Origin of the sequence: Sporosarcina luteola (assembly GCF_023715245.1) — a bacterium.
GTDB lineage: Bacteria > Bacillota > Bacilli > Bacillales_A > Planococcaceae > Sporosarcina > Sporosarcina luteola_C.
In genome coordinates, this window is record NZ_JAMBNV010000002.1 from 372,129 (window position 1) to 393,989 (window position 21,861).

Sequence of the window (21,861 nt, forward strand, 5' to 3'; positions counted from 1 at the left end):
ACATAAGAAACAGGGAATTGGACAAGTCAGCAAGGCTTTCATGTACATAAACAGAGAGGTGAAGGGAGTCATGGCGTTAAACGGTGAGAAAGAAGAAATTTCGCGTGCGATTGTCCACGTATTGAAGGAAGGGCAAAAGGATACATTTCAAAAAATTGTATGTGAATTAACCCCATATGAAATATCCTGGCATTACCGAGGTCTGCCACGGAAACGCCGTATCCTTTTTTTAGAGTGGCTCTCTATGGATCAGCTAGTGAACCTACTCAGATACTTGACGCGCAACGAGCAGCTGCGCGTCTTGAAGAAGATAGGGCCTGCCCGTTCTACGGAATTATTAGAGGTCCTTAAGAGCGATGACCTGGCCCATCTTCTATCCGATTTGCCGGAAAAAGAGGTCAATGCGCTCATTGCCGAAATGCGTGACGAAGAGAAGAAAGACATACGTAAAAAGATGAAGTATCCGAAAAAGTCCGCCGGTCGGGCGATGATCAGCCAATATGTATGGGTACACGAATCCTATACTGTTGAAAAAACGATCAATAAGTTGAAATACTTTCGGGACTTCGCGGATTATTTGAATTACGTATATGTCATCAATGATGAAAAGGAATTGATCGGTGTCGCCTCTTACCGTGATCTGCTTTTGAGCGAACCTGACGAGGCAATCACAGATGTAATGACGACAGACATCGTCAAGGTGCATGAAAATACGAAAGAGAGTGAAGTCGCCAAAATGATCGGACGGCATGATTTCCTGTCCGTACCAGTTGTGAATGATGACAATATTTTAGTCGGCATCATTACTGCTGACGATGTACTCGATATTGTCGTCAGGGAAGCGAATCAGGATATTGATATGTTGCTTGCATCCGGTAAAGAGATCGACTTCCACACAAAACCCTTTGTCGCAACGTATAAACGGCTCCCTTGGCTTATTTTGCTACTATTCATCGGGCTCGTATCAGGCAGCATCATCGCAAAATTCGAGGCGACACTTGAAGCCGTCGTGGCATTGGCGTTTTTCATGCCGATGATTGCAGGGATGACCGGAAACACAGGAACCCAATCGTTGGCTGTCGTCGTCCGGGGGCTCGTCACCGAGGAATTGACAATGAAAAAGACACTTAGCCTTGTATTCCGGGAATTGCTCGTCGGCATCATGCTCGGAATTGTCTGTGGTGCTGTCATCTCCGTCATTGCGTATGTTTGGCAAGGCAGCTTCACACTTGGTCTCGTCGTCGGTTCTTCCCTCGTCGCGACTCTTATTATCGGTACACTCGCAGGAACTATCATTCCGTTGATACTGAGTAAATTTAAAGTTGACCCCGCGGTTGCTTCCGGCCCGCTTATTACAACGATCAATGACATTTTATCCTTATTGATCTACTTCGGAATCGCAACGATGTTCATTTCGAAATTGATGTAGAGAACGAAAAAAGCAGCCACAGTGGCTGCTTTTTTCATTGGCGGGTATATAGCAAAGTTCGATGGTTGGTTGACGTTAGATGCGTTTCTCAGTAAGTGGCCTCATTGTGCCGTGCTGCATGAGGTTCATATGCCATGAGAATGCCTTTTCGAGCACATGTGGCGTATGGCCGCCTCTATCAAGAGCTTCATAGAAGTATTCCCATAGTTGCGTACGGTACATTGGGTGCGCACAATTACCGATAATGAGCTCGACACGTTCTCTCGGCGCAAGGCCGCGCAGATCCGCATATCCATGCTCCGTAACAATGACATCAACGTCATGTTCCGTGTGATCCACATGCGAAACGAACGGTACGATGCTTGAAATATCGCCGTCTTTAGCGATGGATTTCGTAACGAAGATGGCAAGCCTTGCATTTCGGGCGAAATCACCGGAGCCGCCGATGCCGTTCATCATCTTCGTTCCTGTCACGTGGGTCGAATTGACATTGCCGTATATGTCGAGTTCAAGCGCAGTATTGATGGAAATCAAACCGAGTCGGCGGATGATTTCCGGATGATTTGAAATTTCCTGTGGACGCATGATTAGCTTGTCCCGGTAGTTATCCAGATTGTTGAAGACCTTTTCCATCTTCTCCTGCGATAGTGTGATTGACGCACACGAAGCGGTGCGGATTTTGCCCGCGTCGATCAAATCGAATACCGCGTCCTGCAGCACTTCCGAATAAACTTCCAAATCCTCGAATTCCGAGTCAAGCAAACCATGCAAAACTGCATTTGCTTGAGATCCGATACCCGATTGGAGAGGAGCAAGACTGTTCGTTAATCTACCCGCTTCCACTTCCGAACGAAGGAAGGATAGCAGATGCTCTGCCATAATTTCCGTGTCACGGTCAGGCTGGGTGATTGTTGAAGCGGAATCCTGTTGGTGAGTGAACACAATTCCCTTCACTCGATCCACGTCAATCGGAATGCCGATCGTACCAATCCGATCGCTCACTTTCGTCACTGGTATTGGATTCCGTTCTCCCTGTTTGCCCGGGTCATATAAATCATGGATTCCTTCCCAGGCCGTCGACTGTGCTGTGTTTATTTCAATAATGATTGACTTTGCATGCTGCGCAAACGATAACGAGTTACCTACAGAAGTCGACGGAATGATCATTCCATCCTCCGTCACTGAAATCGCTTCCAAAATCGCGAAGTCGATCGGTTCGGTCACATTAGTACGGATCCACTCTGCCGTATGGGATAGATGATGGTCGACAAAAAGCAGTTCCCCGTTGTTAATGCCGTTGCGCATCGCCTTTTCCGCTTGGAACGGCAGCCTCTTGTTCACGATGCCCGCTTCCGCGAATAATTTATCGATATCGGAGCCGAGGGAAGCCCCCGTAAACACATTCACTTTGAACTTTTCCGTTTCAGCTCGTTTCACTAACGCCATTGGAACCGCTTTCGCGTCGCCCGCACGTGTAAATCCGCTTAACCCTAATGTCATTCCGTCCTTAATCCAAGAAGCAGCTTCTTCAGGTGACACGATTACGTCTTTCAATTTTTCAATCCTGATACGATCCATATGGTTTCCCATTTAAATCGCCCCTTTTCATAACTTTTAGATAATTAAATTATACCTTGTCTGCGTGCTGAAAAGGGGTTTTGTGAATGAACTACCGGATTTGAAAACAGACAAGCTCATTCAATGACTTAAACAGCATATTTTTGATTAACCACCTCAAAACCCTAACAGTTTACGAAAATAACTGGAATACGATTGACTGACCGGGATTTGTGCACCATCATTCATGGAGAGAGTAAATGTAGAGTGAGTATCCGGATAAATCGCTTTAATTTGTGTTACGTTGACGATGAACGACCGATGGCAACGTACGAACAATTCATGTGGCAGCACAAATTCGAAGTTTTGCAATGAATGCCGATGGGTACCCGTTATATGATCCGCAACGACGACCGTTTTCCGATCCCGCACTTCAATATACTTCACTTCAGGAAATGGGACTGGTACCCAGCCATCCTCCGTTTTCACGGTAACGACCGACTTACCTTCCGTATATGCGGGATAGATAGCAACGACGCAACCGTCCAAAGCTCCATTATCATGGAAGGGAACTGCCATTCCGTGATAAGGCACACCAAAGACATCACGATTGATGAATTCTGAAACTTTTTGCCCTTCCTTTAGTGCTTTATAGGCGATCGTCCCCTCTCGCACAGGATCGCCTGGTCTGATTTTCAGGTCAATCCGCTTGCTCGGCCGGTAATAAATATATTCCTTTGTATTAGATACGACTATGGAGATTTCATCAGCAAACAACTCGCCGACAACGTCGAGGAGAGATTCCACGTTTAACAAGGTATTCCATACTCCTTTCGCAATTCAATTATTACTAGTATAAGTTTTCATGTACAATATTCCAATTTTCATTTATAATGGTAAGCAATCTAGACTAAAAATTTGGACTTAACAGAAACTACAGTTAACAAGGGGGAGCTATTATGCATATTCGGGATTTAATAGTAGAAAGACTCGGAGTCGCTACGGTAAAGTCAGATCAAAGCGTATCTGAAACACTAGCAAAAATCAACGAGACAGGATACCGGTGCATCCCTGTCGTCGACAACGATGACGCCTATAAAGGGATGATTTACAAAGTCGATCTACTTTCCTATCTGTATGAGGATAAGGGAGATGTCGCGAAGCCTATCGACTCCTTATTGAGACACCAAGACATCTACTTATATGAGAACGCTTCTTTTTTGAGCGCCTTGCTTGAAATCAAAGCATTGCCTTTCATCAGCGTCGTCAGGGATGGCAAACTTCTCGGTATTTTGACACATAATAAAATTGAAAGTGTCCTGGAAGACGCATTCGGACTGAAAACAGGCGGCATTAATATCACACTTGCATCGACTGAAGCACGAGGCATGATCAGAAAGTTGACGACGACGCTAAAGGACGAGAATATTGAAGGCATGCTCACACTGGACAACGGCTCAGCACTCGCGAGAAGGGTTGTCATTACGCTCGAAAACGGTAAATCCGATGAGGAAATGGTGAAATTGCGTGAGAGGCTTGAAAAACACGGATTCCGGATCTTGCAAATGCACAGAATTCAGCCTAAGTAACCAAAAGCACCGGGCGCTTGCCTTGCCATAACAGTTGGAAAATAACCACAAATAGAAGGCTGTTTCCACGTCGTAATCGACATCGGAAACAGCCTTCTTTTATGCAGCAATCTCGCTTTCTGGCTTCGGCACCATCCGCAACAGAATGCCTCCGATAATAAAGAGGATAACTAGACTGAACACACCGTACGCAGAGCTTCCCGTCAATGTAGCAGTTACACCAAGCAATAGTGGGCCCATGACGGATGCGAATTTCCCGAAAATATTATAGAAGCCGAAAAACTCGTTGGACTTCTCTTTCGGCACCAATTGCGCGAAATAAGAGCGGCTCAAAGCTTGAATTCCGCCTTGTGACGTCGCAACAAGCATTGCCAGAATCCAGAAATCCAATGTTGTCGAGAGGAAGAACGCATAAATGCAGACGATGATATAAACAAATATCCCGACATACAACATTGTCTTCACCGAAAATCGCTGCGCAAGCCTTCCATACAAAATCGCAAACGGTGCGGCAACGACTTGGGTAACGAATAGGACAATCAGAAGATCAGTCGGTTCGATACCCAAATCCGTTCCATATGCCGTCGACATCGAAATGATCGTACCGACCCCATCGATATAGAAGAAATAGGCCAATAAGAAGATGAATACAGTCCTGTATTTCTTAATTTCCTTGAACGTTTCACCAAGCCTGCGGAAGCTGCTAGCCAAAATATTTGGTTCCCGTTCAATCGCGTGAATTTGAACAACGTTCTTCAGCATCGGAATCGTGAAGGTGAACCACCAAATTCCCGTAATGACAAATGCCAACTTAGTCGCGACTGTCGTCGAAAGTGGTATGACTTCCTGTTTCGCCAACAGGATGATGGCGATGCTGATGATGAAAGGAATCGTACTTCCGATATACCCCAATCCGAAACCGCGCGAAGAGACTTCATCCATCTTCTCTTCCGGCGTTACATCGACCAGAAATGCGTCGTAGAAAATATTTGCCCCGTGGAATCCGATCGCAGTGATCGTGTAAATGATCAATAACGGCAACCACGTTCCCTCCGGCACAAACGCCAATGAAACCGTCGAAAGTGAACCAAGGAGGAAGAAGGCGAAGAAAAATTTCTTCTTCAATCCTTTATAGTCCGCAATCGTCCCCAAAATCGGCCCGATCATCGCTAAAATGAATGTCGCAATCGCCACCGTATACCCCAAATACGCTGTCGACTGCGTCAGTCCGACCCCTGCTTCGGTCGCCACCGACTTGTAAAAGATCGGAAATACTGCTGTTGTAATGATGATTGAATAGGCCGAGTTCGCCCAGTCATAAAACATCCAACTTTTCTCCGTCTTTGTGTATTTCCCCTTTCCCATCCATCCCACCCCTTTCATACTCTTCAAAACTAAGTTCGTACCAATATTATACAATTAATGATCAGCAAACAGTAGTGACGAATGTTCTTTTCTTCACCAATTAAATAGGCCAACCCTTAATGATACGGGTTGACCTCCAGGAGATCATGCCTCTATAAGAGAAAACATGCTTTCTATGACCTTCCCTAACGCGCGAGATGTATAGTGGAATGCGCTCTTTTTGTGCAATCGCTCGGTCAGCTTATGCGCATCTTTGCCATACGGCCCGATATTCAGGACAGGCGCCTGAAGCTGCTGCATTTCCTTGAAAGGGATGCTATATGTCTTCCCCCAAACGGGTGTGTTTTCTTTATAAGACTGCCAGCCCGAATCTGCCTTGTCATAATTCACATAGCTGAGATCAGAGATTCCATTGAAATAATGCACTTGCTTCGCTTCCACATGAAACTCTTCAAGTAAGACCTTTTGCACAAGGGCAATCTTTTCTTGTACGAGCTCGTTATCAGATGAATTGACGGCCGGATAATACGGAGGGGCATAAAACAGGATGACAGCTGGAGCCAAGTCCTGACAGTGCAACAGTAATCGATCGCTGATGAGCATGGACATTTGCCGTTCATCCAGCGACTTGTCCGACATGATATCTTCAAGAATCACTTGAACTTCCGCGCCGCCGATTTTCCCCTTAGCATATGCAAGCAATTCCTTGTACTCCAGTACGTTGATATTCCCGATTGGCTGGACGCCTTCCCGTTCACAAATCGCTTTATAATCCTTTAGGCATTCCGCCATCGCCCGGTCAGCAGTATCTTTGAATATCTTCATAATATCGTCAGCATTTTGCCGCATCAAAAAGACATTGTACAAGGCCGCACTATGATGGGAAGTTTGGGTCGAATAATCTTCCTTTAAATCAACCTGCTGCAAACACACTGGCAAAGGGGTCCTCTCGCCATACTCTTCTTCTACGAAATCAGAATTGAACTCCATCGCCCTCGTCAGATAAGACGCCATATAGTGGCTCGTCATGCCGCTTAAAGGCTCTCCGGCATGTGTCTCCCTTCCGTAAAACAGAGCTGAGGGCATAATTTTCCCGATGGTTCCCGAGTAAATATAATAATTCGGATCCTGCGGCTTCTGTGAAAAGGACGGCTCACTGTTAAGGAACAGCTCGTATTCCAATTGATACGCTTCCTTCAATTCCACGAGCCCCTTCACAGCAGCTCTCATTCCAGAAGAATTCACCTCTTCATCTGGCACTGTCAGTAAAAGGAGATTAATCGGCCACTGTTCAGCATTTGCCCTTTCCAACAAATGCAGATGCAAAACAAGCCCCATTTTCATATCCATCGTTCCGCGGCCAAATAAGTATTCATCCGAAGCCAAATCCTCTTGCGCATCCTCCGGCAAGTCGGCCATCCGGTTTTTCAATTCCTCTGTCAGTTGCCTAGGCTGGAAAGCTAACTCTTCTAGTCCTGCGCCAAACTCCTTTGTATGAACGGTGTCGAAATGGCTGATCAACACAATTGTTTTATTCGTCAGCCCGCTGTTATAAAGGGCGGTCACCGCATTTCTCCCCTTGCCTGCGTCGTGGAAATGAATATGCGAGCTGTGTTCCTGAAAATACTGCAATTCTAAAAGCTTTTTTAACAGTCGCGTCGAAAACTCGACTTCCCCCACAGTGCCCGTGCGACTGTCCCAGCTAACCAATTCACATAATAAATCTTCCAGTTGATCAGGTCGATTCCATTTCAGATTCTCCATTCCCATCTTATGACCCCCTTTTTCTATGAACGTATAAAATAGTAACAGTTTCATTTATTGTTCTAAACGTACGATGGCAAGAATGGAAAGTCAATTAAATTTTATTGAATTGAATAAATAAATAAATATCTCCTTCTTCAAAAAAACCGACTTAAGAACTATATTTTGTGGAATGCCGTTCTTTCGAATGGTATAATTAATATGAATATAATTACTAATAAAATTGATTTTTTCATGCTCTAGGCTACTTATACTCTCGTTCCCTCAACCGGTGGATTACACAGAAATATTTCTTCGCGACATAGCGTTGTTTTTGTATAGAAAGGAATTGGAAATGGTGTTTTCGGAATTGAGTTACAACTCTCTCGTTTCTCTATTAGATAAGAAATTCTGTGTATCAGTTGCTGATAGAAGAGGGCGGATAACCTATGTGAATGACAACTTTTGTGCATTGTCGGGCTATTCCAAAGATGAGCTGCTCGGAAATAGTTACGGCGTTGTCAACCCTGGGTATACGCCGGAACGATTTGTGGAGGAAATGGAGCAGTACTTTTCACGTGATGAAGCTTGGCAGAAAAATGTCATGGCCATTGCAAAAGATGGTACTCCATATTGGGTAAACGCCAACATTATACCGGTATTGAATGCGGACGGGGAGATTATCCAGTTCCTTTCTATAGACAGTGACATTACAGCACGGGAGCTTACGAAGGGAAAATATAAAGAGACGCTGCAAAATCTGCGTAATATCGAAAATGCGCTCGACCATTCATCGGTCGTCGCCATAACCGACGCGAAAGGCGTCATCACGTATGTCAATGAAAAATTCTGTGCATTGTCCCAATATACGAGTAGTGAATTGATTGGAAAAACACACCGAGTCGTTAATTCGAAAGTTCATCCCAAAAGCTTCTTCAAGGAAATGTGGAACACGATCCAAAGCGGAGAAATCTGGCAAGGCGATATTTGCAACCGTGCGAAGGACGGCTCCCTCTATTGGGTAAGTACAACAATCGTCCCGTTTCTTGATGAAGAAGGAAAACCGGAACAGTATATTGCAATCCGGCATGACATTACAGCTCGGAAGCAGGCGGAAGAATCCTTGGAAGTCGCTTTACAGAATGATTTCCGGACTACCGTGAAAAACTTGCAAAATGCGATTTTCAAGTACAAGACTACTGAAGATGGAGAAATCAAATTCTCTCTTTTCGAGGGACAAATAAAAGAACGGGTCGGTATTTCGGTAGACAAGTTAAACTCTCAGAAGCTCTCCTATTATTTCACTGAAGAGGAGCTCGTAACATTCAAGAATCATTTATTGGCAGGGATGGCTGGGGAGATTGTCCAATTCGAGTTGCACTACGATGGCCTTTACTTCCTCGTTTACCTATCCCCAATCGCAATAGATGGAGAAATCGTCGAAGTTGTCGGCACAGCTATTGACATTACTGAACGAATTGAGGCAGAAAAAGTCATTGAGCATATGGCCTATTTCGATTCCCTTACCAACCTGCCCAACCGGAGAAACCTTCAAGAGAGAGTGAAACAGAAAATCGCCGGAGCTAGTGAGGGCGAACAGTTTGCCGTCCTGTTCCTCGACTTGGATCGTTTCAAAAATGTCAATGACACGTTAGGCCACCATGTCGGCGATCAATTGCTCATTGCTGTCGGGGAAAGGCTGCGCGATTGTGTTCATAGTGAAAATGCCGTCGCCAGACTAAGCGGGGATGAATTTGTCGTCCTCATTGATTCCGGCGATACGGATGAATTGACAGCCCTTGCTGCCCAAATCGTTGAAGAAATTTCACAGCCCTACTATTTCGATAAACAAGAGATCTTCGTCGCCCCAAGCATCGGAATCGCATCGTATCCACACGATGGAGAAGATTATAGTACATTGATACGCAATGCGGACACCGCCATGTACGTGGCAAAGGAGGCAGGCAGGAGAACGTTCCGATTTTTCACGGAAGAGCTCCACGAAGAATTGATGGAAAAGACATTCTTCGAAATGGAGCTTCGGCAGGCATTGGAAAAGGGGCAAATGCTCCTTCATTATCAGCCCCAATTCAATTTGAAAACCGGACAGTTAAATGGGATGGAGGCGCTTGCCAGATGGAATCATCCTGAACGGGGGTTTATCCCGCCGTTGAAATTCATTGAGATTGCGGAGGAGAACGGGTTCATCATCCCGCTCGGCGATTGGGTGTTGAAAACGGCATGTGCGCAGGCGAAGGCTTGGCAGGAACAAGGGCTTCCTGCTTTGCGGATGAGCGTCAATGTATCGATGAGGCAATTCAATCAGCCTTCATTCGTGGCAGATGCACTTAAAATCTTGAACGAAACCGGGCTCCATCCATCGTATTTGAATTTAGAGATTACAGAAAGCATGATGTCAGACGTGAAGCGCTGCGAAATTGTTTTACAACAGTTGAAAGATGCAGGAATCACTGTCAGCGTCGATGATTTCGGCACAGGGTACTCGTCCCTCCTCTATTTGAGCAAGTTCCCGCTCTCTCATCTGAAAATCGACCAGGCATTCATCCGGGAACTGAGCAACAACAACACCGCAATCGTCAAAGCGATTATCGATCTCGCAAAGAACTTGGGACTGAACGTCATCGCGGAAGGCGTCGAAACAGAAGAACAGGAACAATTCCTGAAAGACCTCGGCTGCAATGAAGTGCAGGGCTATCTTTATTCCAAACCGCTTCCTCGCAAGGAAATCGAGCAATTGCTGTTTCACTAATTTTCACATTGCGCACTCCGGTTCGGGGTGCGTTTATGTCTAAAATAAGAGTTATAGAATCCAGTATGAATTGAGGTGCGCCTATGTATAAAACAATCGGAGTCGTCGCACACGTCGACGCGGGAAAGACGACATTTTCCGAACAGCTGCTATTTCATACGAACAGCATTCGCCATAGAGGCCGTGTCGATCATCAAGACACGTTCCTCGACAGCCATGAAATCGAGAAGAACCGCGGCATCACCGTATTCGCAGACCAAGGCGCCTTCACATTCAACGGATCGCACTACACACTCATCGATACGCCTGGACACGTCGACTTTTCGCCTGAAATGGAGAGGGCGATCCAGGTGATGGATGCCGCCATTGTCATCATCAGCGCGGCGGACGGAGTGGAAGGGCACACCGAAACGGTTTGGCAACTGCTGAAAAAGCATCAAGTCCCAACCTTCTTCTTTTTGAATAAAACCGATCGCGAAGGCGTGATTTTACCGGACGTCGTTGATGAAATTCGCGGCAGCCTTTCAGAGGAGATTTTTGATTTGTCGGAAATGGAAGAAGGCTGCATGACCGAAAACCTCATTGAATTCATTGCGGAACGCGACGAGGCATTGCTCGAGCGTTATATGGATGCCGGCTATGACGAAGCGTTATGGCTGGAAGCTCTAAAGCGGATGATTAAAAATCGTGACGTCTTTGCTTATGGGCATGGCTCTGCACTGAAGGATATCGGTATACTTGATTTCTTGAAGAAGTTGGATTTGCTTGCGGAGACGGATTACGTGGTTGAAGGAGATTTTGCCGCGCGCGTCTATAAAATCCGGCATGATGAAAACGGCAACCGGGTGACGTTCCTGAAAGTGTTGCAAGGTGGCGTGCGCGTCAGGGATGAAGTGCAATATGCCGGCAAGGTTGAGAAAGTAACACAGATTAGGAGATATAACGGAAAGAAGTTCGAAGCGTTGGACGTTGCTCATGCGGGAGAAATAGTCGCAGTTACGGGATTGTCAGAGGCAGGTGCGGGTGATCCGATCGGCGAGCTCGTTGAGAAGGCGGAGTTTGATTTGATTCCTACTTTGAAATCAAAAGTAATTTTTGACCCTTCCATCCACGTGAAGGAAGTGCTGCGCTGCTTCAAAATGCTGGACGCCGAAGACCCTTCGTTGCGCGTTGTCTGGGACGAGCATGTCCAAGAAATACATGTCCATGTGATGGGCGTCATCCAGCTTGAAGTGTTGAGACAAATTATGCGAGATCGTTTCCAATTTGACGTGTCGTTTGGCGATCCAAGAATTTTGTATAAGGAAACGATTCGTTCCACCGTAAACGGCTACGGCCATTTCGAGCCGCTGAAGCATTATGCGGAAGTACACTTGAAGATTGAGCCGGCAGAGCGGAACAGCGGCATTTCGTTTTACAATGTATGCCATGCGAATGCTTTATCCATTGGGAATCAAAACTTGGTGCGGACCCATCTTTTCGAGCGTTCTCATCATGGTTTATTGACAGGATCGACACTGACCGACGTAAAGATCACCTTGCTGACAGGCAGGGGGCATAACGAGCACACATCCGGCGGCGATTTCAGGGAAGCGACATTCCGCGCATTGCGGCAAGGATTGGAAAAGGCGGAAAACATTCTTCTTGAACCGGTTTACGACTTCAAGATAAAAGTCGGGATGGAACATATCGGCCGTGTCCTGTCCGACATCCAGCAGGCATCTGGAAGTTTCGAGCCACCTGAAGCAATCGGCGAAAATACTGTTGTGACAGGACGAGTTCCAGTTGCCACGTTCATGAATTACAGCACAACATTCGCATCATTTACGAATGGGAAAGGTGCGCTCACCTTGCAGTTCGGCGGCTATGACGAATGCCATAATCCGAAGGAAGTGATCGAGGCGATCGGCTATAACAAAGACGCCGACCCTGAATATACATCCACTTCGATTTTTTGCGCAAAAGGCAAAGGCTATCCGGTTCCGTGGTATGAAGCGGAAGCCGCGATGCATTTGTTGTGATTGATTTGTAGAGTGCATTTGGCGCGACGGGCGAGGGCTTGTATTTTTTCACTTCCGCGGTCATTTTTATCGCAAATGACCAGCCCATTCGCGCCGAATGCCTTCGACCAATCAAAAACTCTCTTCGCCATTAGTATCTAGTAGGTAAAAAGCCACGAAATGACGATAACTTTGTGAATTTGACCGATAACTTTCGGAAAGTGACCGATAACTTCCTCGAACTGACCGATAAACTTGTAAATTTGACCGATAACTCACCGGAAATGATCGATATCTCCCCTACTCACCCAATCGATAAATTAAAAATCGCTCATTCTCATTTTTATCATATAGCCGGTCGACTTTTACTTCTTTCCACAGCTCAAACGGCGTCTGATTGTCCATATATTGCACATATTCCGCGGTCGGGTAATAAAGAATGACGTCGACCGGACGTGCAGCCCGTTCCACGGACATCAAAATGTTACTAATAGCCGTCATAAATATTTGAATGGAAAACGGGTTAAAGAAATAAAATTTATTCTCCGACGGATCAATTTCATACGTTTCCGCAAAGCACCGCTCAAAACGGATTGCCCCGCCGCGGAACTTCGCTTTACGCCGATATCTGACCAAGTTTTCAATTGCGTCCTCGTAGAGCTGGCCATTCATCTCAATGCCCGTAACAGATGATCCGAAGTGATGATGAACGTAAAATGACACGCGCGCTTTGCCGCAGCCAAAATCGACAAAACCGTCCGATCGTTTCAACTCGTAAGATTTGAACAGCTCGTCCAACGCTTCGTAAGGCGTCGCCTCATAGCGATTATAATGAGCTGATTGACTCAGTAGTTCAAGCGTCCCACCCGTTTTTATCCGAAGAAGGTTATCGTACTCCTTTTCGTTCAACGAACTCACTCCCTTTCTTCATCGCCTCATTGTAGCCGTCTAACTTGTCTTATGACAAGCGGAAAACACGATCTCCATTATTCATGAAGATCGTGCTCGCACTACATTAGTCATTTCACAGGTTCGGCCAATCGTGTCACCACGCGTTTCCTTCGTTTGGCAGTCACCGCTTCCGCCACTATCTCAGTCTTAGTAAACAAACGATACACCGATGGAATGAGCAGCAATGTTATAAACGTAGCAAACAGCAATCCGGAAATTAACACCGTTGCGAGAGGCGCCTGATAATTTCCCGATGCACCTGAAGCGAGCGCAAGGGGCAGCATTCCCCCAACCGTCGTCAACGTCGTCATGAAGATCGGTCGAACCCGGTTCCTTCCTGCTTCGACTAAAGCCTCTTGTACAGTCATCCCCTCCCTGCGAAGCTGGTTCGTCCGGTCAATTAAGAGTATTGCGTTATTCAACACGATACCGATAAGCATGATGATGCCCATCCCGGACAACAGATTCAGCTCCATCTGCGTCACGAACAATCCGATGATGACGCCGATGACTGCCATCGGAATGACCGACATAACTATGAGCGGGTGCCCCAGGTGATTGAACTGGACCGCCATGACGAAGTAGACGAGGAACAACGCGATGCCTAACACTAGAAGCATTTCCACCATAAGCTGCTGTTGTTGCTCGATATCGCCTGCCACATCGATTGCATAGCCCGCGGGCGCAGTGAATTCGCTAATGACTTTTTGCACGTCGCGATTAATTGCACCTAAATCCCTTCCTTCAATATCCGCTGAAACTGTGATGAATCGTTCCCCGCTGATATGTGTAATTTCGTTTGGCGTGCTGACCGATTCCAAGCTAAGTAAATTTGATAATTTCTTATCGCCTTCCATCGTCGGAATTTCCAAATCGAATAGCGCCTCCCGCGTATTCGTTTTCGACTCCCAACTTACTACAAGAGGCACATTCTCTCCACCAAGCATCATTTGACCGACAGGCATTTCAATGAAAGCTTGTTCGATGAATTGTTTCACCTGCATTTGCGATAAGCCGGCATCCTCGATTGCCTTCTCTTTTAACACAATCGCCTGTTCTTCCGATGTGCGTTCCATTGAATTCGTCATGCCGACGAGTCCTTCAACCTTGCCGAGCTGCCCCATAAAGTCCTTCGCAATTGCCTGCAGCTGACCAAAATCTTCCCCTTTGATCATCACTTGGACAGGCGCGCCGCTCACTTCGGACATTGCCAATTGCACGGTTCGTATCGGTTCTGCTTCTTGGAACTCCCGCAGCAATCGTACTATCTGTTCATTTACTTCCTTCTGTTCGAGAACCATGTCATCACCTTTGGTCATATTGACGATGACAAACAGTTCGTTAACACTACCTTCCAATACATAGCTGGATTCGACATCGTTAATTCTCGCCAACTTGTCATTCAGCAGATGTGCAAGCCGCTCTTTTTCAGCAGGCTCCACCCCTGTTTCAAGTGCAACGACAATCTCGCTATATCGATTAAAGACGTCCGGCATGACGGTCATCGGAATTTTATTCACAAGGAAAAGCGATCCGGCAAAAAGTCCGAAAAAGACTGCGATGACTAGAAGACACCGACGTTTTTTCCCAACAATCCACGAAACGATTGCACTGTACCCTTTGCTGAAACGGCTCTCTTTCCTGGTATCACGGATGTCCCGGTAGCGAAGGAAATTCTCCGATAGTACAGGGATAAGCGTGAATGCGACAAGCACCGAGCTTATCAATGTAATCGCCACGACAATCGCAAGGATGATCATGAACTCGCCCAAGCCCCCACCGATAAAACCGATTGGAAGAAATACCACAATCGTCGTCAGCATGGACGCGAAAACGGCACCCGCCACTTCCTTCGTCCCCGCAAGAACCGCCTCCAACTTTGCGAGGCCGAGCTCCCGCTGCCGATAAATCGATTCCAAAATGACAATCGACGAGTCCACCATCATTCCGATTCCAAGCCCTAGACCGATAAGCGTCAGCATATTGAGGCTGTATCCGAGCATATAAACGGTCAAGAAGGTCAGCAGCACCGATGTCGGGATTGAAACCGCGATGATAAGTGTCGCACGGACATTTCTTAGGAATAAAAGCAGAATCGCAATTGCCACAATGCTGCCGATCAGAATATTGACGACGACCCCATCAATTGATTCCTGTATGATGTCCGCCTGCGCCACCATTTCATTCAACGTAAAGCCTTTCACAAGCCCTTCATCACGTATCTTCTGAATCTCGGCACGGACTGCTTTCGCCATATCAATTTGTGTAATGTTCGCGGCCCGCCCTACTTGGATGAACACCAATTCCTTCGTCCCGTTTTTCCATACGAATGATGAATTTTCACGAGTCGCTAGCGTTACATCTGCAATCTCCTTCAGTTGAATAAAACCTTCTGCTGTTGGGATTTCAATCCGCTTCACTCCGTCAATATTCTCAAGCTGGGAATTCCAGCGGATGATCCCGTCCTGCAGTTCGCCAAGTGTCGTTTCCGAGTTCGCTTGCGCAATGAACCCCGCAACTTGCGAAATATCCAATCCATGCTTCTTCATTTCATCCCGATTGAACGCAATGGACAGTTCCTGCTCAGATACCCCGGATAGATGGACGTCTTGAACCTCCTTTAAGCCTTCAAGCCTCGGTTCAAGTACTTCCTTGGCGAATGCCGTCATCGCTTGAAGATTATCGCCCGATAGATCCATGAAAAACTCATAGCCTTGCTGGACACCGTATTGCATGGCCACGGCTTCTTGAATTTCAGAATGCTCCGCTTTTGTTTCATTCACCGCTTTGTCGACATTTTTCATGACCTTATCGCTCTGCCCACGGGCAATCGTTATATCGAGGGAACTGCTCCCGACCGTCGTCGTCGACCGTACTTCCTCAACACCTTCGATTCCTGCAAGCTCCTGTTCCAGCGGCGAGGTTATGAACCGTTCTACATCAACCGCTGCAATATCCCCCGCGTCGATATAGACGGACGCCCCATCCATCCCGACCGACGGCATAATTTCCTTATCCAGCTTTAAAACCGCGTAGCTCCCCAAAGCTACGATCAACACGGTCAATAAACCAACCAACACCTTCTTTTTCACAATTAACTCCAATACCCTCACAACAATTCCCCTTTCCGGCCTCATTGTTCATTAGCTTAACAAGTTTTTCCACTTCTTATAACGTGCTCCAGCCGGATTTCAGCTCGGACTTTGGATGTAGATGGCTGTTTTCGAGGGTTGGCGCTAGGTTATCGGTCAAGTTCACAAGTTTATCGGTCAAATCCAGCGAGTTATCGGTCACTTCCGTACAGTTATCAATCAAATTCGCTCACTTATCGTCATTTCAAGACTTAATACCTATCGAGCTAAGTCACTTTCTGTTAAGCATTTAGCTTAGCAAATTCTCTATGGTAGAGGTGTTCGACTACTTAGAAAATGGTATAATGAGGGTAATTTATTCATAAGGGGGATTTTTAAATGGGGGAAATCAAGAAAATCGGACAAATTGGGGTACCGGCAAAAAACATTGAACGTGCAACAGCATTTTACAAGGAGCAATTAGGCTTGCAGCTATTATTCAACACTGACACAATGGCGTTTTTCGATTGCGACGGCGTACGCTTACTCGTCAGCCTTCCTGAAAAGGAAGAGTTCGCCCATTCAAGCTCCGTCCTTTATTTTCATGTGGGAGATATTCAACGAGCCTTTGAGGAATATAAGGCAAAAGGGATTGTTTTCATCGATGAGCCGCATTTGGTTGCAAAGATGGGGCAAACGGAAACGTGGATGGTGTTCTTCAAAGACACAGAGGGTAATATGCATGCGTTGAATAGTGAAGTTTTGGTGGGATAAATTAAAAACGGGGCTGTCCCGAAAGTCGATTTTCAATGACTTTTTGGATAGCCCTCGTTCTTTCATAAAACTGTTTTCTTTTCGCCAAATAAAAGGCCGGATATTAATTCCTTTGTTGTTTCCTTTTTTATGAGTATAGACCTCGATATACGACAAATGTTCTTATAACTTAGCTGCTATATCCACCCCTGCTAAAAACAATAATTAATCACTATTATCAATATTGATCAGTGTTTAAGGCTGCTAGCCGTTTCTTTTTTATTTTGGTAGACATAAAATTGCTCCTGGTGTAAACACTAGTTAAATTAAAATGAATATTCAATAAGAAAGTGAATCTTATTGAGGATTAAATACGTATAGCTACTATAAGAAAACAAACCAAACATTAGGAGGGTTTTAAGATGAAAAGGTTGTTTTTAACTTTTACTGTAGCTATGCTTCTTTATGGTTGTTCTAATAAAGATACAGAAAGGTCCACAGAATCGAAGACTGTAAAAACAGAACAAACAGATGAAGAATATGTAAATAAATCTGGAACATTAGAAGATAGAATTAACTCTATTATGGAGGAAAAAGGTTACTCTAATTCCGAAGATATTTTTCATTATGAGATAAAAGGTGACTATATTTTTGTTTTAACTAAAAATATCCGTAAGCCAGTTGAAATAACAATACTAAAGGATGACTCCAACGAATTAAAATGGGTTTTCACTTATGAAACAGGTGAGGCTACACTTATCAGTCCTACAGAGAATGAGGGACCTTATATCATGGCTATCCAACCGAAAGACAAGAATGTAAAAGATGTAAAAGCATTTGGAAAACCAACAAAACAAATAAAAATAACTAAAGATTATAGTGGCGTTCTTACAGAAGAGGTAAATTGTTGGATTTTTATTGCTGATGACATTGGTAAATCCCCTGCTAGTTATGAGATTACAGAGGATATTGAATATATTGATAAATAATTTACTTGAAATTAAAACGGAGCCCTATTGGCTCCGTTTGTTGTCAGATCAGAAAACGATACCCCTCCATGCGAACATCATTTGTATGCCTAAGACTGGATTCAGGCACTCGATACGTAAGAGCTCCTCCCATACCTCCATAGGGTTGTAAATTCCCTGCAACCCAATAAAGAATTGGCCATGGTGGATTATATTGTGGCTGTCCCGAGCAAATGAATTTCTCGCCACATTCACATACAGCATGGTAACTTAAGCCGTACTTGTTGGTAAGATGTACTGATCCATCTGAATTCCATATAATTGCTTTTGCTCCCGGTCTCATTTGATGTGTTCCAAATATTGGACATGGTTGTACTGCCATCAAAATCACTCCTCCTTTTTTTCTTACAATACATAAAGGGGAAAGAAGGATAGAAAAAACAACCACAATATTAAATGATTATTATTGCATAAAGAAACGCCTGTATTTAACCCTTAAGTGTCCAAGTTTACTTTAAATGGTTAACAATCGTAATTGATTGTTGAACAAAGTATTATGATTAAGGGATGGCAAGATTGCTCTCTATTTGAGTAGTACAGTCGCAACTATTACATCAAGAGAATAAAGCCTGACATTAGAAAGAAGAATACAATATTAAAGAACCGAAGGATTTCAGTAAGAAATCTTTCGGTTCTTTTTGTTTTAATTTCTTATCTTATCTGCATGACAATTCTTTAGCTGGACGTATACTAATTAGGGATTCATCATAAAAGAACTATTTTTTTATGATGATGTGTGTGTGTGTATGTAAGGAGAGAACAAATGAGAACACTGCTATGCTAATGGGGGGCAGTTGCAAATACCTGTAAAGATCAACTTCCTAAACAAAATGTAAAAAATGCTTGTCGTCCACCACTGTGCTTATCCTGATGCAAATATTAACGGGAGTACCGAAATCGCTCACCAAAAGCAATTACAAACGCAACATAAAAATCAAGGGCGGTGCGATATTGGATACCACTTCGGCGTAGGTAAAAACGGAACACTCCTAGAAGGAATGCCAATGACAATTCCAGGGATTCATGTGCCTGGATTCAAATCGCAATCCGTTGCAGTAGTAGTTCATGGAGATTACGACAAAATACTACTTCACAAAGATCAGCGCTTGTTAATTTACTGGCTTGGTTATGTTACTACTATGATCTTAAAGCAAGCGACATTACTTACCATCAAGCATTGGTTGCAAGCAATTGTCCAGGAGTGAATATTATCAATCAAATGAGTACTATCCGAAGTAGTGTTCAATCTATTTTACAATAAGGCCCGAATTCATGAATAAGCCTCCCGACATACCTGGTGCTATAAAGTCAGTGGAAACTGACTTTATAGCACCTTTTTATATATTTCGCAGAAAATCACACACACAAATGTCCGATCCATTCAACAAAATGTTGTACTTATCATAAGAATTTTTGGCTCTTCTTCCTCATATTTTTTCACAACATAAGATTTTTTATTTGTAAATAATAGGTTGATAATTATCTCTTTCGTCTCCCTTTAAAGAATAAGGGGGAATATAGATGGGTGATTATGAAGCGTTAGTAAATTTGATTAGCAATTTTGGGTTTCCCATTGTGATTACTGTTTATTTGCTCCATAGGTTCGAAAAGAAAATAGATACCTTAGTAGAAAACATCAATAAATTGTCTAACGCAATTGAAAAACAATTTCCAAAAGAGTGATTTGAATTGCCTATTCTATTTTTTTTTCGTTATAATTAGAACAGATGTTCCTATATAAAAAATAAGGAGGTTATCTTAAATTGAAAAATCCGCTGCTAAACAGATTTTTTGAAGACGAAAAAATGATGAAGCTTTACGATAATTATTTAAAGAATCCTACTGATTTAAATAAAGTTGAACTGGAAAAATACTTCTTTAGGCATGCAAGAAAAATTCAACTTCTGAATTACTTTTCTAAAGTTTTGAATTTCGAGGGGCAAAGATTTGACAAGAAAACAAGACAACATTCCACTCGAAATCAATTAAATTTAGACAAGCCCATCGATGATGGCGAAACGATTTTAAATTTATTGCCACACCCTCTCGGCATTCAAGAAGAAATGGAGAATGAGTACTTTTCAAAAACTAGTGTCTTAGAAGACTTAATTGAAGAAGAGACAATTGCCAAGATTGTATCAAGTTTAAGTGAAAAACAAAAAGAGATTCTCACACTTATCTTCCTTGAATGTATGAGTGAGGAAGATATAGCTAGAAAAATAGGGGTGACGAAGCAAGCTGTAAATAAATCTAAACGAAATACACTAAAGAAAATCGAGCAGCAGTACGAATTGAAAAGGGGGAATCCTGATGCAGAAAATAGATGACCAAACGTTTCAAGTGGAAGTATTAGATATGCTCAAACCAAAAATTAAATCCATTTTAAGTCAAACACATTATCAGAACAGGGATGATTTAGAACAAGAAGTTTCCTTAATGATAATCAAAAAAATCAAGGAGAATACTCACCCTGCCCTTCCCTCCATCTTTGAATTATTAGAAGCAGAACGGGCTTTGGAAACTGAGACATCATTGTGATCTCCCTTCTCAAGGCCAAAGTGAAAGGCTGGAGAACCGCATGAAATAACTAGAGCACCCAACTGGATTGATAAGTATAAGTAGGAGTAGAAGCATGCTCGCTTCAAGTGACGGACTGCGCAAGCCGAAAAGTATACGGAAGTTAGTTGGCAGGAAGGGAGCCAAAACAACCATGACAGACCTCCCCTGAAAAATGGCGGACCAACCAGATGTATCGAGTTCACATCTGTTCTTGTCGCGTCAATGTTCTGTTGATGTCCTGCTAGGATAGATGCCCATCGTTATAAAGCACTTAATCCAACATAAGCACTGTCCAAGCTGCAAAACCAACGAGAGAGCCTATATTCCGGTAGACATGAAAGCCGGGCTAGTATGTGACGGGCTACTTTAAGTCTTACAATTCACGGCGCAAAACTATGTATTAATCCTTCGCAATTGTCTGTGCTTGGTTTTTGCGGTATTCATAATACTGAGTGAATTAGGGAATGAGGAAAATGGTGGGAACCGGAAGATTATTTTAACGTCAAATGGATATGATAATCTGAATCGGATAATACTGTTAGACAGAAACTTTCTAGATTGACCAAACAAGTAAAGCTGGAAATAGGAAAGGAAGATACAGTGGATAAACAAAAAAAGTCTTTAGTATTACTAGTTTTTGTAAATATTACTGTCGCTTGTTTTGCTCAGTTTATTTGTTCATCGATACTAAGCGAAAAGATAAATATGCCGTTTTTTCAATTTATAACTTTCCCTTTAATCATTTTGCTTATTAATATTACTATGGCCCTAAAATTTAAGGGATTTAAATTAAGATTTTATCAATATTCTTTTTCTGCGTATTTAGGCTTTTTTTGTTCTATCATTGTATTTTTTATTACTTTACTAGTCTTAGAGCGACCACAAGAGCTACCGCCGGGCGAAATCGTATTACATGCGGATGTACTGCTTATTATTTTTATTTCTGTTATACAGTTTATTATATTACTTTTTATAAATCTAGTTACTTATATAATTACTAAAATATTTTTCAAAAGGTTGTTAAACGAGCTTTAAAAATCCCTTTT

Annotated in this window: 17 protein-coding genes; 11 read left to right on the forward strand and 6 right to left on the reverse strand. The window is 43.8% G+C overall.

Going from position 1 to position 21,861, the window contains the following annotated elements; all coding sequences use genetic code 11:
• Positions 1-70: 70 nt before the first annotated feature.
• A complete protein-coding gene (gene mgtE, locus M3152_RS13390) occupies positions 71-1,429 on the forward strand; it encodes a magnesium transporter (protein WP_251695692.1) in 1,359 nt (452 codons plus the stop codon).
• Positions 1,430-1,504: 75 nt separating this feature from the next.
• Here mgtE and M3152_RS13395 read toward each other — a convergent pair whose 3' ends face one another.
• Together M3152_RS13395 and M3152_RS13400 are read right to left on the reverse strand one after the other, a co-directional pair.
• Entirely contained in the window at positions 1,505-3,019 is a 1,515-nt protein-coding gene (locus M3152_RS13395; RefSeq protein WP_251695694.1) for an acetyl-CoA hydrolase/transferase family protein, read from the reverse strand.
• A gap of 144 nt (positions 3,020-3,163) precedes the next feature.
• Positions 3,164-3,802, reverse strand: a complete 639-nt coding sequence (locus tag M3152_RS13400) for a LytTR family DNA-binding domain-containing protein (protein WP_251695696.1) — start codon at positions 3,800-3,802, stop codon at positions 3,164-3,166.
• Positions 3,803-3,945: 143 nt separating this feature from the next.
• Here M3152_RS13400 and M3152_RS13405 point away from each other — a divergent pair, with 143 nt between their 5' ends.
• Positions 3,946-4,575: a CBS domain-containing protein gene (locus M3152_RS13405; RefSeq protein WP_251695698.1), complete on the forward strand. Its 630-nt coding sequence runs from the start codon at positions 3,946-3,948 to the stop codon at positions 4,573-4,575.
• A gap of 99 nt (positions 4,576-4,674) precedes the next feature.
• On the opposite strand, the gene M3152_RS13410 is transcribed toward M3152_RS13405, so the two are convergent.
• Entirely contained in the window at positions 4,675-5,940 is a 1,266-nt protein-coding gene (locus M3152_RS13410) for an MFS transporter (RefSeq protein ID WP_251695700.1), read from the reverse strand.
• A gap of 144 nt (positions 5,941-6,084) precedes the next feature.
• A complete protein-coding gene (locus tag M3152_RS13415; protein ID WP_353056620.1) occupies positions 6,085-7,710 on the reverse strand; it encodes a M20/M25/M40 family metallo-hydrolase in 1,626 nt (541 codons plus the stop codon).
• 328 nt (positions 7,711-8,038) lie between these two features.
• Between M3152_RS13415 and M3152_RS13420 the strand changes: the two genes are divergently transcribed.
• Entirely contained in the window at positions 8,039-10,453 is a 2,415-nt protein-coding gene (locus M3152_RS13420; RefSeq protein WP_285847190.1) for an EAL domain-containing protein, read from the forward strand.
• An 83-nt stretch (positions 10,454-10,536) separates the two neighbouring features.
• The gene (locus tag M3152_RS13425) at positions 10,537-12,474 is read left to right on the forward strand and encodes a GTP-binding protein (protein WP_251695704.1); all 1,938 of its coding nucleotides are present in this window, start codon (positions 10,537-10,539) and stop codon (positions 12,472-12,474) included.
• A gap of 279 nt (positions 12,475-12,753) precedes the next feature.
• Here M3152_RS13425 and M3152_RS13430 read toward each other — a convergent pair whose 3' ends face one another.
• Both M3152_RS13430 and M3152_RS13435 read right to left on the reverse strand, forming a co-directional pair.
• Positions 12,754-13,362, reverse strand: a complete 609-nt coding sequence (locus tag M3152_RS13430) for a class I SAM-dependent methyltransferase (protein WP_251695706.1) — start codon at positions 13,360-13,362, stop codon at positions 12,754-12,756.
• Between the two features lie 110 nt (positions 13,363-13,472).
• On the reverse strand, positions 13,473-16,517 hold the full coding sequence (locus M3152_RS13435; RefSeq protein ID WP_251695707.1) for an efflux RND transporter permease subunit: 3,045 nt from the start codon (positions 16,515-16,517) through the stop codon (positions 13,473-13,475).
• Positions 16,518-16,874: 357 nt separating this feature from the next.
• On the opposite strand from M3152_RS13435, the gene M3152_RS13440 reads away from it, so the two are divergent.
• The 7 genes from M3152_RS13440 to M3152_RS13470 all read left to right on the forward strand — a co-directional run bounded on the left by M3152_RS13440 (position 16,875) and on the right by M3152_RS13470 (position 21,850).
• Positions 16,875-17,249 carry a VOC family protein gene (locus M3152_RS13440; protein ID WP_251695709.1) on the forward strand — a complete coding sequence of 125 codons (375 nt, stop codon included), beginning with the start codon at positions 16,875-16,877 and terminating at the stop codon, positions 17,247-17,249.
• A 401-nt stretch (positions 17,250-17,650) separates the two neighbouring features.
• Positions 17,651-18,217, forward strand: coding sequence for a hypothetical protein (locus tag M3152_RS13445; protein WP_251695711.1), 567 nt, complete (start codon positions 17,651-17,653; stop codon positions 18,215-18,217).
• A 1,043-nt stretch (positions 18,218-19,260) separates the two neighbouring features.
• Positions 19,261-19,461 (forward strand): hypothetical protein, encoded by a 201-nt coding sequence (locus M3152_RS13450; protein ID WP_251695713.1) that lies wholly within the window; start codon positions 19,261-19,263, stop codon positions 19,459-19,461.
• Between the two features lie 316 nt (positions 19,462-19,777).
• Entirely contained in the window at positions 19,778-19,939 is a 162-nt protein-coding gene (locus M3152_RS13455) for a YvrJ family protein (RefSeq protein ID WP_251695715.1), read from the forward strand.
• Between the two features lie 80 nt (positions 19,940-20,019).
• Complete coding sequence (locus M3152_RS13460) at positions 20,020-20,583, forward strand: sigma factor-like helix-turn-helix DNA-binding protein (protein ID WP_251695716.1); 564 nt, start codon at positions 20,020-20,022, stop codon at positions 20,581-20,583.
• Positions 20,567-20,794, forward strand: coding sequence for a hypothetical protein (locus M3152_RS13465; RefSeq protein WP_251695718.1), 228 nt, complete (start codon positions 20,567-20,569; stop codon positions 20,792-20,794). Before M3152_RS13460 ends, M3152_RS13465 begins: the two co-directional genes overlap by 17 nt.
• Before the next feature lie 621 nt (positions 20,795-21,415).
• Positions 21,416-21,850 carry a hypothetical protein gene (locus M3152_RS13470; protein WP_251695720.1) on the forward strand — a complete coding sequence of 145 codons (435 nt, stop codon included), beginning with the start codon at positions 21,416-21,418 and terminating at the stop codon, positions 21,848-21,850.
• Positions 21,851-21,861 lie beyond the last annotated feature (11 nt).